General features: G+C 67.6%; 10 protein-coding genes and 1 pseudogene. 9 read left to right on the top strand and 2 right to left on the bottom strand.

The window, feature by feature from the left end:
- Nucleotides 1–187: 187 nt before the first annotated feature.
- The 3 genes and pseudogenes from ACZ6TU_RS30985 to ACZ6TU_RS30975 all read left to right on the top strand — a co-directional run.
- Nucleotides 188–901, top strand: a pseudogene (locus tag ACZ6TU_RS30985) (RNA-guided endonuclease InsQ/TnpB family protein); the annotation flags it as partial.
- 270 nt (nt 902–1,171) lie between these two features.
- Nucleotides 1,172–2,884: an aa3-type cytochrome oxidase subunit I gene (ctaD, locus tag ACZ6TU_RS30980; protein ID WP_467681626.1), complete on the top strand. Its 1,713-nt coding sequence runs from the start codon at nt 1,172–1,174 to the stop codon at nt 2,882–2,884.
- The gene (locus tag ACZ6TU_RS30975) at nt 2,881–3,255 is read left to right on the top strand and encodes a hypothetical protein (RefSeq protein ID WP_467681624.1); all 375 of its coding nucleotides are present in this window, start codon (nt 2,881–2,883) and stop codon (nt 3,253–3,255) included. Before ctaD ends, ACZ6TU_RS30975 begins: the two co-directional genes overlap by 4 nt.
- Here the strand turns inward: ACZ6TU_RS30975 and ACZ6TU_RS30970 are convergent.
- A complete protein-coding gene (locus tag ACZ6TU_RS30970; protein WP_467681676.1) occupies nt 3,245–4,537 on the bottom strand; it encodes a phosphatase PAP2 family protein in 1,293 nt (430 codons plus the stop codon). The genes ACZ6TU_RS30975 and ACZ6TU_RS30970 overlap by 11 nt on opposite strands.
- Before the next feature lie 417 nt (nt 4,538–4,954).
- On the opposite strand from ACZ6TU_RS30970, the gene ACZ6TU_RS30965 reads away from it, so the two are divergent.
- From ACZ6TU_RS30965 to ACZ6TU_RS30950, 4 genes are read left to right on the top strand one after another with little or no spacing between them, the layout of a single operon-like run.
- A complete protein-coding gene (locus tag ACZ6TU_RS30965; protein WP_467681622.1) occupies nt 4,955–5,314 on the top strand; it encodes an effector-associated constant component EACC1 in 360 nt (119 codons plus the stop codon).
- The gene (locus ACZ6TU_RS30960; RefSeq protein ID WP_467681620.1) at nt 5,304–8,834 is read left to right on the top strand and encodes a caspase, EACC1-associated type; all 3,531 of its coding nucleotides are present in this window, start codon (nt 5,304–5,306) and stop codon (nt 8,832–8,834) included. The genes ACZ6TU_RS30965 and ACZ6TU_RS30960 overlap by 11 nt, the downstream gene beginning before the upstream one ends.
- The gene (locus tag ACZ6TU_RS30955) at nt 8,831–9,901 is read left to right on the top strand and encodes a methyltransferase domain-containing protein (protein ID WP_469552293.1); all 1,071 of its coding nucleotides are present in this window, start codon (nt 8,831–8,833) and stop codon (nt 9,899–9,901) included. The genes ACZ6TU_RS30960 and ACZ6TU_RS30955 overlap by 4 nt, the downstream gene beginning before the upstream one ends.
- Nucleotides 9,898–11,070: a stearoyl-CoA 9-desaturase gene (locus ACZ6TU_RS30950; RefSeq protein WP_469552292.1), complete on the top strand. Its 1,173-nt coding sequence runs from the start codon at nt 9,898–9,900 to the stop codon at nt 11,068–11,070. Before ACZ6TU_RS30955 ends, ACZ6TU_RS30950 begins: the two co-directional genes overlap by 4 nt.
- A 90-nt stretch (nt 11,071–11,160) precedes the next feature.
- Here the strand turns inward: ACZ6TU_RS30950 and ACZ6TU_RS30945 are convergent, their stop codons facing one another.
- The gene (locus ACZ6TU_RS30945) at nt 11,161–11,610 is read right to left on the bottom strand and encodes a RidA family protein (protein ID WP_467681614.1); all 450 of its coding nucleotides are present in this window, start codon (nt 11,608–11,610) and stop codon (nt 11,161–11,163) included.
- A 191-nt stretch (nt 11,611–11,801) separates the two neighbouring features.
- Here ACZ6TU_RS30945 and ACZ6TU_RS30940 point away from each other — a divergent pair, with 191 nt between their 5' ends.
- Nucleotides 11,802–13,004: an aminotransferase gene (locus ACZ6TU_RS30940; RefSeq protein ID WP_469552289.1), complete on the top strand. Its 1,203-nt coding sequence runs from the start codon at nt 11,802–11,804 to the stop codon at nt 13,002–13,004.
- Between the two features lie 543 nt (nt 13,005–13,547).
- Nucleotides 13,548–15,029 (top strand): sugar transferase, encoded by a 1,482-nt coding sequence (locus ACZ6TU_RS30935; protein ID WP_467681610.1) that lies wholly within the window; start codon nt 13,548–13,550, stop codon nt 15,027–15,029.
- The last annotated feature ends 26 nt before the right edge of the window (nt 15,030–15,055 follow it).

The raw sequence follows: 15,055 nt of genomic DNA, 5'->3' as shown, positions 1-15,055 counted from the left end.
GTCGGCACCGGCCCGCTGGTCGTGGTCGCCTCGATCGCCATGGTGGTCGCCATCTGCTGTGCGAGTGCCCCGTCACCCGTGCTGCGGGTGTTCGGAGGCGTGTTGGGCGGCGTGCCGGCACTCGTCCTGGTTCCTCTCAACGGCACGGTCCCCCTCTGGGAGGGCCTGGTGATCCTCGCCGTGACATCTGCCGCTCGCCTTGTCCAACGGCGACCACCAGGACCACGGACGTCCGCCCTGTCTCCCGGACGGCACCGCCGACCGGGACAAGTGGCTCACCCCGAAGGAGAAAGCCAAGCTGCTGCGCCTGGAACGCGAAGCAACGCACCGCAAACGCCTCCGCAAGCGCGGCGAGAAGACCTCCCGCCGCTTGCAGCACACCTACGACCAGATCAAGCAGCTCCGAGCAAAAGCCACGCGACGAGCCCTTGACTGGCAGCATCAGACCATCGCCTACCTCGCCCGCACCTACGGCGTCGTGGTGGTCGAAGCACTCACCATCACGAACATGGTCAAGTCCGCTCGGGGCACCGTCGAAGAGCGGGGCAAGAACGTCAAGGCCAAGGCCGGTCTCAACCGCTCCATCAGCCAGGAGGCATGGGGCCGCACGACCGCGATGTTGACGTACAAGCTTGCCCAGTGCGGAGGCACCCTGGTCAAGGTCCCGGCTCCCGGAACCTCCCAGCGCTGCTCAGCCTGCGGCCTCACCACACCGGGCAGCCGGGAAGACCAGGCCACGTTCGTATGCAAGAACCCGCATTGCGGATGGTCGGGCGACGCCGACTTCAACGCAGCCCGGAACATCTTGCACTTGTACCGGATCGGCCTCGTGGCGATCCCGGCTGCCGGAAGGCGCAGTCGTCAGGCGCGCAAACGCGTCAAGCCCGCCACCGCAAGGTAGGCAGGAATCTCCCGGCTTCAGCCGGGAGAGCACTTCAACTGCTGCATCCGCTCCTGCTGCCCCTGTGCCTGCTGACCCACCGTCACATCGAAGCGCCGAGCCAGGCATGGGGCCGAAAGCCGGCCCACCCTCCCCGCATGAACGGAACGCCACTCATTCGCATGGATCGCTCGGCCGTTCAGCCCAGAGAAGCCCCACGTCAGACGGCCGAGCCGCATCAGCGGGACTAGTTTCCGCCGAGTCGGACACGCACTGCCGATCGGGGAGCTCATGGCCACACATACCGAACCGGTCGCTCCGGTACCGGCGGCGGAGCGCCGCGGCCGGGGCCAGGTGATCGTCTCCTGGCTGACGACGACGGACCACAAGAAGATCGGGCACCTGTACCTGATCACGTCGTTCGTCTTCTTCCTGATCGCGGGGGCGCTGGCGATGGCGATCCGGGCCGAGCTGGCCCGGCCGGGGATCCAGTGGCTGTCCCACGAGCAGTACAACCAGGCGTTCACCATGCACGGCACGATCATGCTGCTGCTGTTCGCGACACCGACGTTCGCCGGGTTCGCCAACGCGGTCATGCCATTGCAGATCGGCTCCCCGGACGTGGCCTTCCCGCGGCTGAACATGTTCTCGTACTGGCTGTTCCTCTTCGGCGGCCTGATCGTGCTCGGCAGCCTGCTCACCCCCCAGGGCGCCGCCGACTTCGGCTGGACCGCCTACACCCCGCTCAGCGGCGGGGAGCGCACTCCCCAGGTCGGCGGGGACCTGTGGCTCATGGGCCTGGCGCTGTCCGGGTTCGGCACCATCCTCGGCTCCGTCAACTTCATCACCACGATCATCTGCATGCGCGCCCCCGGCATGACCATGTTCCGGATGCCGATCTTCACCTGGAACGTGCTGCTCACCTCGGTGCTGGTGCTGCTGGCGTTCCCGGTGCTGGCCGCCGCGCTGCTGGTGCTGGAGGCCGACCGCCGCTTCGGGGCGCAGGTGTTCAACGCGGAGAACGGCGGCGCGGTCCTCTGGCAGCATCTGTTCTGGTTCTTCGGCCATCCCGAGGTGTACATCCTGGCCCTGCCGTTCTTCGGCGTGATCACCGAGATCATCCCCGTCTTCGCGCGTAAGCCGATCTTCGGTTACACGGGTCTGATCGGCGCCACGATCGCCATCGCCGGGCTGTCCGTGACGGTGTGGGCGCACCACATGTTCGCCACCGGCGCGGTCCTGCTGCCGTTCTTCTCCTTCATGACGTATCTGATCGCCGTGCCGACGGGGGTGAAGTTCTTCAACTGGATCGGCACGATGTGGAAGGGCTCACTGTCCTTCGAGCCGCCGATGCTGTGGGCGGCCGGCTTCCTGGTCACGTTCCTCTTCGGCGGTCTGACCGGCGTCATCCTCGGCTCGCCGCCCCTGGACTGGCACGTGACCGACTCCTACTTCGTGATCGCGCACTTCCACTACGTGCTCTTCGGCACGATCGTGTTCGCGATGTTCGGCGGCTTCAGCTTCTGGTGGCCGAAGATGACCGGCACGATGCTGGACAACCGCGTCGAGAAGATCCACTTCTGGACGCTGTTCGTCGGCTTCCACACCACGTTCCTGGTGCAGCACTGGCTGGGCGCCGAGGGCATGCCCCGCCGGTACGCCGACTACCTCGCCGCGGACGGCTTCACCTGGCTGAACACCGTCTCGTCGATCGGCGCGTTCCTGCTGGGCCTGTCCACGCTGCCGTTCCTGTACAACGTGTGGAAAACCGCCCAGCAGGGCAAGCGGGTCGAGGTCAACGACCCCTGGGGGTACGGGCGTTCCCTGGAGTGGGCGACCTCGTGTCCACCCCCGCGGCACAACTTCGTCACCCTGCCGCGCATCCGCTCCGAATCCCCCGCCTTCGACCTGCACCATCCCGAGGTGGCCCAGCTGGACGAGTCGGAGAACACCGGCAAACGCGACGTCGTCGAGGCCGACGGGCACAAGGGCGAACGGCCGTGAGACGCGGCAGCCACGAGGCTCCGCACGACGACCCGCGGCACGCGCTGGCCGACGAGGCCGAGGGCTACCTCCTCGCGCACGCCCACCGCGACCAGGCACGACGCGAGGCCGAGGACCTCTGCGCACGGATGCCGTGGCTCACCACCGCGCAAGCCGAGGAACTCACCGGCCACTACGTCCGCCGGCGTCTCGACGTCACCCGTCAGCTGCTGCACAGCACGGTCCGGCGGGCCGAGGAGCTGCGTCTGGAGTACGAGCGCCGCTACGCCGCCCTCCGGCACACCCTGCTCCGCCGCCACGCCGCCTGCGCCTGTGCCGTCCTCGCCTGCGCGGGCGGAGTGAGCGCCTTGACGGTCCTGCTCACCCGCTGACCAGTTCGTGTTCCGGTTCCGGCTGCCGCACCGGCACGGCCTTCGGTTCCCACTGACTGGTGGTCCGTACGTAGCCGTAGATCACCGAGGCCATCGCCAGAATGAGCAGCGGCCCGAACAGCCACGGACGCTCGGCCATCTCCATCGGCAGAAGGCGATAGGACAGCAAGAGCGCCGCGAAGACGGCCACTCCGTAGGTGACCAGTTGGGTTCCCGACCGGTCCCAGCCGCGGTTGAGCGAGCGCAGGGCCCCCTCGATCGTGACCGTGAACACCACACCGGCCACGAGATCCACGCCGTAGTGGTAACCGAATCCCAGCGTCGCGGTGAGCGTGGCGATCAGCCAGAACGTGCCCGCGTACCGCAGCCCGCGCGGGCCCTTGCGGGAGTGGATGAAGATCGCGGTGGCCCAGGCCGTGTGCAGGCTGGGCATGCAGTTGCGGGGGGTGATCTCGTCGAACGGTATCTCGTGCGGGGCGGCGCTGATCGGCGACGGCAGGTCCGGCCACAGGTTGGCCACCGCCCAGTGTCCGCCGTCGGCGCCGTAGGCGAAGATCGGCCCGACGACCGGGAAGATCACGTAGATGCCCGGCCCGAGGAGGCCGATGACCAGGAACGTGCGCACCAGATGATGGCGCGGGAAGCGGCGCTCGACCGCCACGTGGCGCAGCTGGTACAGCGCGACGACGACCGCGGCCACCGCCAGTTGGGCGTAGACGTAGTCGAGGGCACGGGCACCGACCGGGCCGGCGGCCGTGACGATCCGGCCCACCAGCCACGACGGGTTGCCCAGCGCGTGGTCGGCGGTCGCCAGGTACGGGTCGAGCACCGTCGGGCGGGTCTTCGAGGTGATGAGCAGCCAGGTGTCACCGGTCTTGCGGCCGGCCATCAGCAGCAGGCCCAGCCCGACACCCTTCAGCAGCAGGACACGCTCCTTGCCGGTGCGGCGCGTGACGGCGATGACCGCACAGCCCAGGATCACCCATAACGCGCCGTTGCCGAAGGGATGGCCGTCGGCCGGATAGGTGCCGGCCGCCCACCGCACCACCAGAAAGACGGCGTCGATACCGATCGCGGCGCCGAACGCGATGAACCGTTGCCGCCGGGTGAGTACCACCATCGTCAGTGCCATGCAGGCGTACAGCAGGAAGCCCGATTTGGGCGCGACGATCACCTCTTGCACCTGGCAGGTGATCGGCCCGGGCACCCCGTAGCGGCGCGCGGCGATCTCCAGCGCGCTGAGAAACCCGAGGGTCACCACACACGCCGTGGCCCACAGCATCGTCCGCGGTCGGGACCATGCGGCGAACGTCATTCCGCGTCTTATTCGCGAGGGAATCCGCATTTTTAAAGGCATCAATTGTTTTATTCTATTTGTTAGTTGTAATGAGGATGATCGTCACATGATCGAACATGCTATCGGAACGGCGCACCCGGGGCAGGTAGTTATGAAGACACGGCCCACTCTCCCCGTGGGCGGCACAGCGGCGCGAGCGATCATCGGCCGCCTTCCCGAGCCCCCAGAGCCGCACGGAAGGCGAACATCGAGGCGCCGATGGGCGCGCTGGTCCAAATCTGCGGTTTGGCCCGCGGATTCCCTGGGGAGAATGGCGCTTGCCGCGGCGCTCCTCGTCGGCTGGCTGCTTGGCGGGGACTGCGCACGGACCATGGATTGCGTGATCGCGGGAGGGCGGGGGCCATGGAGAGTCAGGACCAAGATCAGCAAGGGCCGGGACAGCAAGTCGTCGAACTGCGGACGGACGACGCCGACGGCCTCGACGCGCTCTACCGCGAGCTCCGCGGTATGCGCGGCATAACCCTTGAGGCGGTTCCCGCGCCGATCGCCGCGGGCGATCAGGGTTCGGGAATGGACCTCCTCATCGTGGCCTTCTCCAGCGGAGCCATCACCAGCTTTATCGATCTGCTGCGCAGCATCGTCGAGTCCCGCGGGCAGAAGACGACCCTCAAGGTCCAGCGCGGCCGTGACAGCATCGAGATCACCGCCGATTCCCTCGAGGAGACACTGCCGCTGCTTCGGGAGCTGTTGCGTGGGCCGTGACCTGTCCCGGTCGCGCGCGGTACTGATCGGCAACTCCGTCTACGCCGACCCCAAGATTTCCGATCTCCCCGCCGCAGCATCCAGCCTTGACGCCATGGCCCGATTACTGACCAGCGACCTGTGCGGCTGGCCATCGGACCGCGTGGTGTCGCTGCCCGACCTGGCCAGCCCCTCGGAGGTCGCCCGCCGGCTGATCCCGGTGGTCAGGGATGTCACCGACACGGTGTTGCTCTACTACGTGGGCCACGGCTTGCGGACTTCGGACGGGCAGCTGGCGCTCGCCCTCGCCGACAGCGAGGCGGACCCGGAGTCGCTGCCGCACACCGCGATCCTGTACGACGCGATCGCCAGGATCCTGCGGGGCAGCCCGGCCGCCACCAAGCTGGTGATCCTCGACTGCTGTCACGCCGAACTCGGAACCCGCGCCAACTTCCAGTTCCAGTCTTCCGACTTGGCCGAGGCCTACCCCGTCGACGGGCTGTACTTCATGGGTGCGAGCCGGATGCACGCGAAGGCCAAAGCCCCGCTCGGAAACGAGCCGACGTACTTCACCGAAGCCTTCCTGGACGTCGTGGCCCGCGGCATCCCACACAAGCCCGCCGAGCTGCGAATGGACCAGATATTCGTCGAACTGCGGGCCCAGCTGCTGCGCGCGGGCCTGCCGGAGCCGGTCGAGAGCGGCACGTCGGGGGCCCGGCGGTTCCTGTTCGCCCGCAATGCCGCGCCGAGCACCACCCACATCGACCCCGACGCCGAGATCAGACGACTGACGGCCGAGCTGGCGGCCAAGTCCGCTCGGGGACTCGACTCTGCTGCCGTGCAGGGCTCCTGGAACATCGTGGACTACCTGCACGACCTGATCCGGTCCGGTTCCCAGCTGACGTTCGGCGACCCGGCCGCGCAGTCGGGCACCGGCGACGAGGCAGGCGTGATCACCCTCGAACAGATCTGGACGCCCCTGCGGGTCGCGGACTCTCAGGCCCCAGACCTGGACCCCTTGGCCGCCTCGACCGATGGCGTCGACCTGGGCGAGCTTCTCGACGCCACCGAGGACTCGGTCGTCCTCCTCGGAGACCCCGGAGGCGGGAAATCCACCTCGATCGCCGCCGTCGCCGTCCGGGCTGCCCGTCGCCACCTCTCTTCCCCGGACAACCCGCTGCCCATCAGGGTGCAGCTGGGCAGCGTCATCGCGGCTATGGCGGGCGACCCCGAACTGCTCCTGCTCTCCGGAGTGCCGGAGGTCAAACTCACCATCGCCCGCGACGGCAGGAACGCCGGCAACCAACTCGCCGAATTCCTGCGCACCGAGATCCAGCAGGGCCGCGCGCTCCTGCTCCTCGACGGCATCGACGAGATCGCGGAGGCATCGCTCGGCGCCATCCGCCGGGCCATCTCACACATCCTCCTCCCCGCCAACGGGACCCGGATCATCGCCACCTGCCGGAAGTTCGACTACCGCCAGACCAGGCCGAGCCGCAAGGTCGGGATCTCCCGCGAGCTCGAACTGCTGCCGTACACCCGGACGGACAAGAACCAGTATGTCCAGCAGTGGTACGACGCGGCCGCCCGGACCGGCCGCTTCTCCGCGGAGGAGGCGGTCGCTCTCGCCTCGAGCCTCAAACGCGAGTTACTCAACCCCGAACTCGCCGAGCTCGGCGAACTTCCGCTGCTCCTCACGCTCCTGACGCTCATCCACTCCGACGAGGGCCAGCTGCCCGACATCCGTGCTGTCGTGTGCGACCGGGCGATCCGGTACCTGCTAGCGGACAAGGCGAGATGGCGTGGGCAGACCGGCGACGAGACTGCCGTCCCGGTCGGCTCAGTGCTCGCCCTGGCCATCCGGGTCGCGCACCACATCCACCTCGAGGAGGAGAACACCCAGGGAGGATCGGCAACCGGCGTCACCCCCGAGAAGATCCACGGCCAGGCCGCGGCTCTCTGCGCTGACCTGGCCCGCCTGCATGTCCGGTCCTCGACACCCGACCCGCACGAGCTGACGAACCGGCTGCTGCGCAGCCACGGCCTGCTCGTCGAGATCGGGCCGGGGCGGTACCGGTTCGCCCACCGCTACTTCCAGGAGTTCCTCGCCGGCCAGCATTACGCCCAAGGGGCGCGAACCGCGGACGCCCTCGTCAAGGCCCAGATGCTGCACTGGCGCGAGCCGCTCCGGCTCATGGCGAGTTTCGCCGGCTACGAGGGCGAGAACATCTTCTACATTCTCACGCTGGTCAGCGAGCTGCTCCGGCGGGAAGAACCGGCGCATGACGGCGCCTCGCCGGCCGTCTCCTCGGTCACCACCTCCCAGTTGGCCGCCGAGATGCTCGTCGAGATCGGGCAGAGCCGCCTCGCCGCCTTCGGATTCGACCGCGTCCTGAGCCCGGGTACCGACTCCCACGGGATCGACGGTCTGTGGCAACGGGCCAAGGACGCGGTCACGGAACAGGTTGAGGACGCCCGGCTGTCCCTGGCCGAGCGCTTCCGCGCGGCCTCGGTCGTCGGCCATCTGGGCGACCGGCGCATCGCCACGGAATCGGGTCGGCCGAGAGGCCCCTGGGAGAATCTCGTCGCGATCCCGGCGGGGCCCGCGCTGATGGGCAGCGGCCTGCTGGACGACGACCGCACGCTCTCGGCAGGGACACGGCTGGTCGACTTCCCCGCCTTCGGTATCGGCCGCTATCTCGTGACCAACGCGCAGTACGCAGCCTTCATCGAGGCCGGCGGGTATTCCAACCGGGACCACTGGCGCGGCCGGATGGCGACCGGATGGATCAGCGGCAATCCGGCAGTTCTCTCGGAGCTGCGCGCGCACTGGCTGAAGACCGTGCACGAGCACCACGCGAAGGAGCTCCGTGACGGCGAGATCCTCATCACCGATCTGAGAGCCGAGTCCATCGTCCGGATCGGGACGCGTACCAGACCGTTCTACTGGGACGACCGGCGCTTCAACCAGCCGAACCAGCCGGTCGTCGGGATCAACTACTGGGAAGCGGAGGCGTACTGCGCCTGGGCGACGGAACAGGGCCGCCGCACCGGCATGGTCGGGCCGGACCAACTGGTTTCGCTGCCGACCGAGTTCGAGTGGGAGCGGGCCTGCCGACCGGTCGACGACGACCGGGTCTATCCGTGGGGCGAGGAGGAGTCCGATGACAAGACGCACCTGCGGACGAACGCACTGAACATCCGGCAGCCCAGCCCGGTGGGCATCTATCTCCCGTCGTGGGAGGAGGGTCCGTGCGATCTCGGCGGAAACGTGTGGGAGTGGACCACGAGCCTGAACCGCCCCTACGGGCAGGAGCACGACACCGAGCGATCGGCGTACGACAGGCTCGACGAGCACATCGTGCGCGGCAGTTCCTGGTACAACACCTTCCGGTTCGCTGCGTGCAGCTCCCGGGCCGTTGATCGGTCCTACAACCTGTTCTACGACGTCGGGTTTCGTGTGGTGGTGGTCGATGCCTCCGCCCAACGTCCCGGCGAAGCCGCGTCCGGTGGACCCCGCCCATTCAAGGAGATCCCATGACCGACGCTCTCTCCGACGGGCTCGAAGACAAGCTCGTCTCCGCTCTGCAGCCGATCCGCGGTTTCGTGCTCGCCCAGTCCCTGTACCAGTTCCTGGAGACCGGTGCGCACGAGGCCCTCGCGAGCGCGGGCACTCTCACGGTCGCCCGGCTCGCCCACTCCTGCGGTCTCGACGAGGACCGACTCCGCGGTTTTCTCCAGTACTTGGCGAACGAGGATTTCGTCGAGCTCACGGCTGAGGATGAGGTCACGCTCTCGGCGAAGGGGGCCGAGATCGCCGTCTTCCGCCCCTGGTACACCCTCCTCGTCGGCGGATACGCGGGGACCATGATCGACCTCGGCCGTGCCCTGGCCGACCGGGGCGTGTACGGGTCCCGGGACGCGGTCCGGGTGGGGGTGGGAAGCTGTGGGATCAGCCGGTTCGACGCGCTCCCCATGACGGAGCGGCTCCTCGAACGGATACCGGGCGGGGTCCGCACTGTGGTGGATCTCGGCTGCGGTGACGGCCGGTACCTCGTGGAACTCTGCGAGCGGATACCCGGACTGCGCGGGGTCGGCATCGAACTCGGAGAGCAGTCGGTGGCCAACGCCCGGAAGCTGGTCAGGGAGCGCAATCTGACGGATCGCATCGACATCCGCATGGGCACCGCCACCGAGCCACCCGACCTCGGTGACCTGCCCGAGCCGCTCTGCTTCATCACCGCCTTCGTCCTGCAGGAGATCCTGGAGCAGGCCGGCCGAGAAGCGATCGTCGGCCTCCTCACCCGCAGTTTCCAGCGCCACCCGGACGCGAGCTGGATCGTGGTCGAGGTGGATCACCGACCTGCTGACGAGAAGGTCATGTTGCACGGTCTCGGCCTCGGCTACTACAACCCGTACTACCTCATCCACCACATCACGCGGCAGCAGCTGGAGACGCGGCAGTTCTGGGAAGATCTCTTTGCTGAGGCTCGTCTGCACGTCACCGGCCCCGAAACCCCCGACGCGGCCTACGATTCGTTGGGGCTCAAACTGGCCTACCTGCTCCAGGCCGGGCCGGGAACACCGGAACAAGCAGAGCGGAAATGACCGGAGCGGAACCGGACGTGCGGGAGTCGATGCGCGTCCTTCCCAGGCGGCTGCAAACGGTGTTGACGTGGGTCACCGGGAAACCGCTCGCGGACGAGCCGAGCTGGAATCTCCGGCCCGTGGACCACCTCACCGCATCCGTGGTTCCGACCGTGGCCGGCGTCGCCATGGGCTGGGCCGGGATCTCAGCGGGCGGCTGGTGGCTGCTCGTCCTTCCCGTTTCATGGCTGCTGACGGTCCACGGAATGCGGAAGCTCGGCTCGATGATCCTGCACCAGTGCACGCATTCGACGTACGCGTCGAACAAAAGGACGAACCGCATTCTTGGCGTGGCTATCTCAATTCTGCTGATCACACAGGAGTATGACGACTACTCCCGTGAACATGTGTCGGATCATCATTCGGTCAGCCATATGACCATCGACGATCCCACGGCCCGCTTTATCGTGGAAGTCATGGGATGCCGCCCCGGAATGGCGCGAAATGCGATGTGGCGGTCGATGGTGCGCACGCTTCTGTCGCCGATATTCCACCTGCGGGCCACCTATGAGCGGCTACGGTCTCACTTCTCCGGTACATCCGGCCGGCACCGGCTACTCATGTCCATAACGCTGGCGGCTCAGGCCCTCGTCGTCACCGCGGCCGATGCCTGGACGATCGCCGTCATCGTCTGGGTCATACCGTTGACCGTGCTCTACAACGCCGCCGGCGTGCTCCGGCTCTCCTGCCGGCATCTGTTCCCGGCAGCGGGACAGAACCTGGACGGCCGCACTGCCATAGCGGCCGCCACCCATGGCATCCTGCTGGGCGAGCGAACGCCCGATCCGGCCCTACGAGGGATGCGCCGGGCGTGGGGCTGGACCCGTTGGTGGCTCCGCATGATCCTGAACCACCTGGTCGTCCGACTGTTCGTCATGGTCGGCGACGGCCCCTGCCACGACTACCACCACCGGTTCCCCAAGTCCAGGAACTGGGTGAACTACCCCTTCGCCCGACGCGACGACATCGCGGGCGGGCATCCGTCATGGCCCGCCTACACGGAGGTCTGGGGTCTTCGGGCCGCGATCAACGAGGTCTTCGACTCGTTGCACCGAGCCGATCCGGCCGCATACGAGCTGCCACCCGCCATCCGTGAGGGCGGCGGCAGAACGGTCCGTCTCACGGACTAGCGTGCGGCGCCCCGTTGCCGGTCACCGGGACCACGGGACACCGCACGAGGCGGCGGAACCCGTCCGGTGGCCCCGGCTCCCTGCCCGGTACTAGGACACGTGGACGACCATCTCGATCTCGACGGCCCAGTTGTAGGGCAGAACCATCCCCACGGCGGAGCGTGCGTGCCGTCCCCGGTCGCCGAGCGCCTTGAGGAGGAAGTCACTCGCCCCGTCGATGACCAGCGGGGTCGAGTCGAAGCCGTCGGCGACGTTCACCATGCCCAGGACCTTGACGATGCCCTGAATCGACTCGATGTCCGCAACGGCGCCGACCGCGCGCAGGCAGTTGTAGGCGGCGAGCTCGGCTGCCTTGGCGGCCTGCTCGACGTCGAGGTCCTTGCCCACCTTTCCCTTGATCTCCAGACCGTCGTGTGTGGAGATCTGCCCGGAGGTGAAGACCAGGTCGCCGACCCGCCGCGCTTGCTGGAACGGGGGGAACTCCAAAGCGGCAGGTTCGTAGGCGTACCCCAGTCCGGCAAGCTTCTCGATGATCGTCACAAAAATGCCCCTTCTGACAGTTCTCATGCTCGCGGAAAATTGGAAGGTCAGAATGACCGCATACTCCAACTGGCTTTTCCCGAAAGGATGTTACCATTGCGGGCTGGTTCCAGAACCGGCCTCGCCGTGTCAAAAGGTGATCAATTCCGATAACCCTGAACCGCCGCACACCGCGGCTCGGCAGGAGGAACTTGAAGCTGATACCTCGCACACTGGAGCAGCCCGCCTCGCCGATCGGCGCGGTGCAGGCATTGTTGGCAGAAAGACGCGGAGACCGGGAATTGATCGACCTGTCGCAGGGCGTTCCCACCTATGCTCCGGCGTCCGCGATCGTGGAGTGGGTAGCCGAGGCCGCCCGGCGCCCCGACACATCCCGGTACGCGGCCCGGTCGGGAGTACCGGAGTTGCGCAAGCTTATGGCCGAGGAACTCTCGAGCGCCTACCTCGGCACGGTGGACGAACGGCAGGTGCTCGTCACCGCAGGTTGCAATCAGGCCTTCTGCATAGCGGTCTCCGCACTGGCGACTGTGGGGGACGAGGTCATTCTGCCGGTTCCCTACTACTTCAACCACGACATGTGGCTCCGGATGGACCATCTCGTACCCGTCCACCTACCGGTCGGCCCCCACTTCATACCCGACGTCGAGTCGGCCGAGCGGGCCATCACCCCCCGGACGAAGGCGATGGTCCTCGTCACCCCGGGGAACCCCACCGGCGCCACGATTCCGCCCGCCGTGATCAACGACTTCGCCCGGCTCGCCAGGCGTCACGACATCGTTTTGATCCTGGACGAGACCTATCGGAGTTTCCGGCAGTCCGACGACCCCCCACACGACCTCTTCGGGACGCGGGACTGGCCGGATCACGTCATCAGCCTGCACAGCTTCTCCAAGGACTTCGCCCTGCCCGGATACCGGCTTGGAGCCCTGGTCGGCCATCCGGACCTGCTGGTCGAGGCCGGCAAGCTACTCGAATGCATGACGATCTGCGCTCCCGGCATCGCCCAGGAGGCGGCGATCGCGGGCCTGCGCGGTGCGCTCGACTGGCGACACGAACGGGCTCTGGAGACCGGCGCCAAGCTCGACCGTTTTCGGTCGCTCATGGCTGACTCGCCGGGCGGCTTCGAGCTCTGCGCTTCGGGTGCGTTCTTCGGCTGGGTGCGGCACCCCTTCCCGGAATCGACGCACAAGGTGGTGCGGGGGCTCCTGATGGAGCAGGACGTCGCTGTGCTCCCCGGCACCCTCTTCACGCCTGCGGACGAGCGGTTTCTGCGCTTCAGCGTCGCGGCCCTGAAGGATACCCAATTTGGTGAACTGCGCGCGCGGTTGAGGGAGTTCGGCGCGTCATGGGAGGGCAGGCACGGCCGCGGCGTCGCATCCCCAGGGCGGGGATGATGCCGGCGGTCGACCGGCTCCAAGATCGCCACGCACGCACGAACAGCGGGAAGTTGTTCCAGAACCGGGCGCCGCACCCGTGGGTGGTGACCGATCAGTGGATCCAGCTTCAAAGGTTGAGCACAAATTGCACACACCCTCTCTTCATACTGGCGCCGATGGTCTAGATTGACCGTGCTTCAGCTGTTCGAGCATGAGGCGACCAGTAATGATCTATAGGTCCGGCGCTACGGAAAGCCAGCAGTCGCGTCCCCGGCGCCAGACGTGGGGATGATCAATTCTTGGAGCCCGAGAAGGGCCTTGGGTGCGGGGAGCACTCGGGGTTTCGACGGGTTCCCGCGCACCTCGAGAGCCTGGCAGGACATGCGAGTCCGCTGCCGCCAGGGTGAGTTGTTCAAGTAGCTCTGCACTAGCCGGGACGTCATGCGGGGCGGGGGCGGGGGCCTCCAGGGGGGAGGAACAGTGCGGGGGGCCGGGGCCCCCGGGGGGGGGAGGAACAGTGTTAGGCGAACACGTCGAACCACTGGGGACCTGGGGGGTTCTGTGCGGCAAGGGGGATTAGTCAGCCCGTTTCCGTCGGAGCGCGGGCGTCTGACGGACGGGGCGATCAGCCGGCCCGCGATCGACTGGGAGCAGCGGTACCGCCGTACCGTGATCAGCAGCGATACCGTGGCCACCGCCTTCGTGGTGGCGGCGATCGGCAACTTCTTCGGGGCCCGGGACGCGGCCAACTGGCATGAGAAGTGGGGAATTCTCGCCTTCGGCACCGAGCTGCTGGTGCTGGGGGCGCTTGCGGTGAGCCGGTCGTGGGCTCCGGCCGTGCTCGGCCAGGGTGCCGAGGAATTCCGCCGGCTCGGTCGCTCACTGTTCACGGCGACCGTCGTACTGGCGCTCGGCGGGATCGCCCTCACCTCGCGCAACATCAAGCTCTGGATCTTCGTCGCGATCCCCGCGATCGCGCTGGTCACCATGACCGCGCGCTATCTGCTGCGCCTCTGGCTGCACAAACAGCGGAAGGAAGGACGGTGCCTGAGACCGGTGCTCGCCGCCGGGAGCCCGGCCACCGTGCGCGACCTGATCACCCGGACCCGCAAGTTCCCGCACCTCGGCTGGCGGGTGGACGCGGTGTGCACGACGGACGGTCTCGGGCTCGACGGTGATCAACAACTGGACGGAGTGCCGGTCGTCGGCCAACTGGCGGACGTCGCCAAACACGTCCGCCACGACGGCTACCGTGTCGTCGCGGTCACACCGGACCCGCACTGGTCACCGGACCGGCTGCAGCGGCTGGCCTGGAACCTCGAAGGCAGCGATGCCGAGATGGTCGTGGCCCCCGTACTGATGGAGGTGGCCGGCCCGCGGCTGCACGTCGACGCGGTGCTCGGGATACCGCTGCTGCGGGTCAGCATGCCGACGTTCACCGGGGGCCGACGGGCGATCAAGGGGGTCGTCGATCGGGTGGGCGCGGCGATCCTGCTGATGCTGTTCGCGCCGCTGATGGTGCTCGTCGGGCTGCTCGTGCTGGTGGACAGCCGGGGCGGGGTGTTCTACCGCCAGCGCAGGGTCGGCAAGGACGGCCACGAGTTCACCATTCTCAAGTTCCGCACCATGGTCGCCGGGGCCCACGGGGCACGTGCCGAGCTGGCCGACCGCAACGAGGGCGCCGGGCTGCTGTTCAAGCTCCGCCGGGATCCGCGGGTCACCCGGGTGGGAGCAGTGCTGCGCCGGTACTCGATCGACGAGCTCCCGCAGCTCTTCAACGTGCTCACCGGCTCGATGTCGCTCGTCGGTCCACGGCCTCCGTTACCGGAGGAGTCCGCCGCGTACGGTCCGGACATCCGGCGGCGGCTGCTGGTCAAGCCCGGGCTCACCGGCCTGTGGCAGATCAGCGGACGCAGCGACCTGCCGTGGGAGGAGGCGGTCCGGCTGGACCTGCGGTACGTGGAGGACTGGTCGCTCGCCCTGGACACAGTGATCTTGTGGAAGACGCTGCGTGCGGTGCTCCACGGGCAGGGGGCGTACTGATGCGCGGGGGGCTGCAACCCAACGGT

The sequence above is a fragment of the Streptomyces sp. NPDC052064 genome (assembly GCF_055585925.1).
Note: the sequence above shows the minus strand (reverse complement) of the source record. Positions and strands in the feature narration are given on the sequence as shown.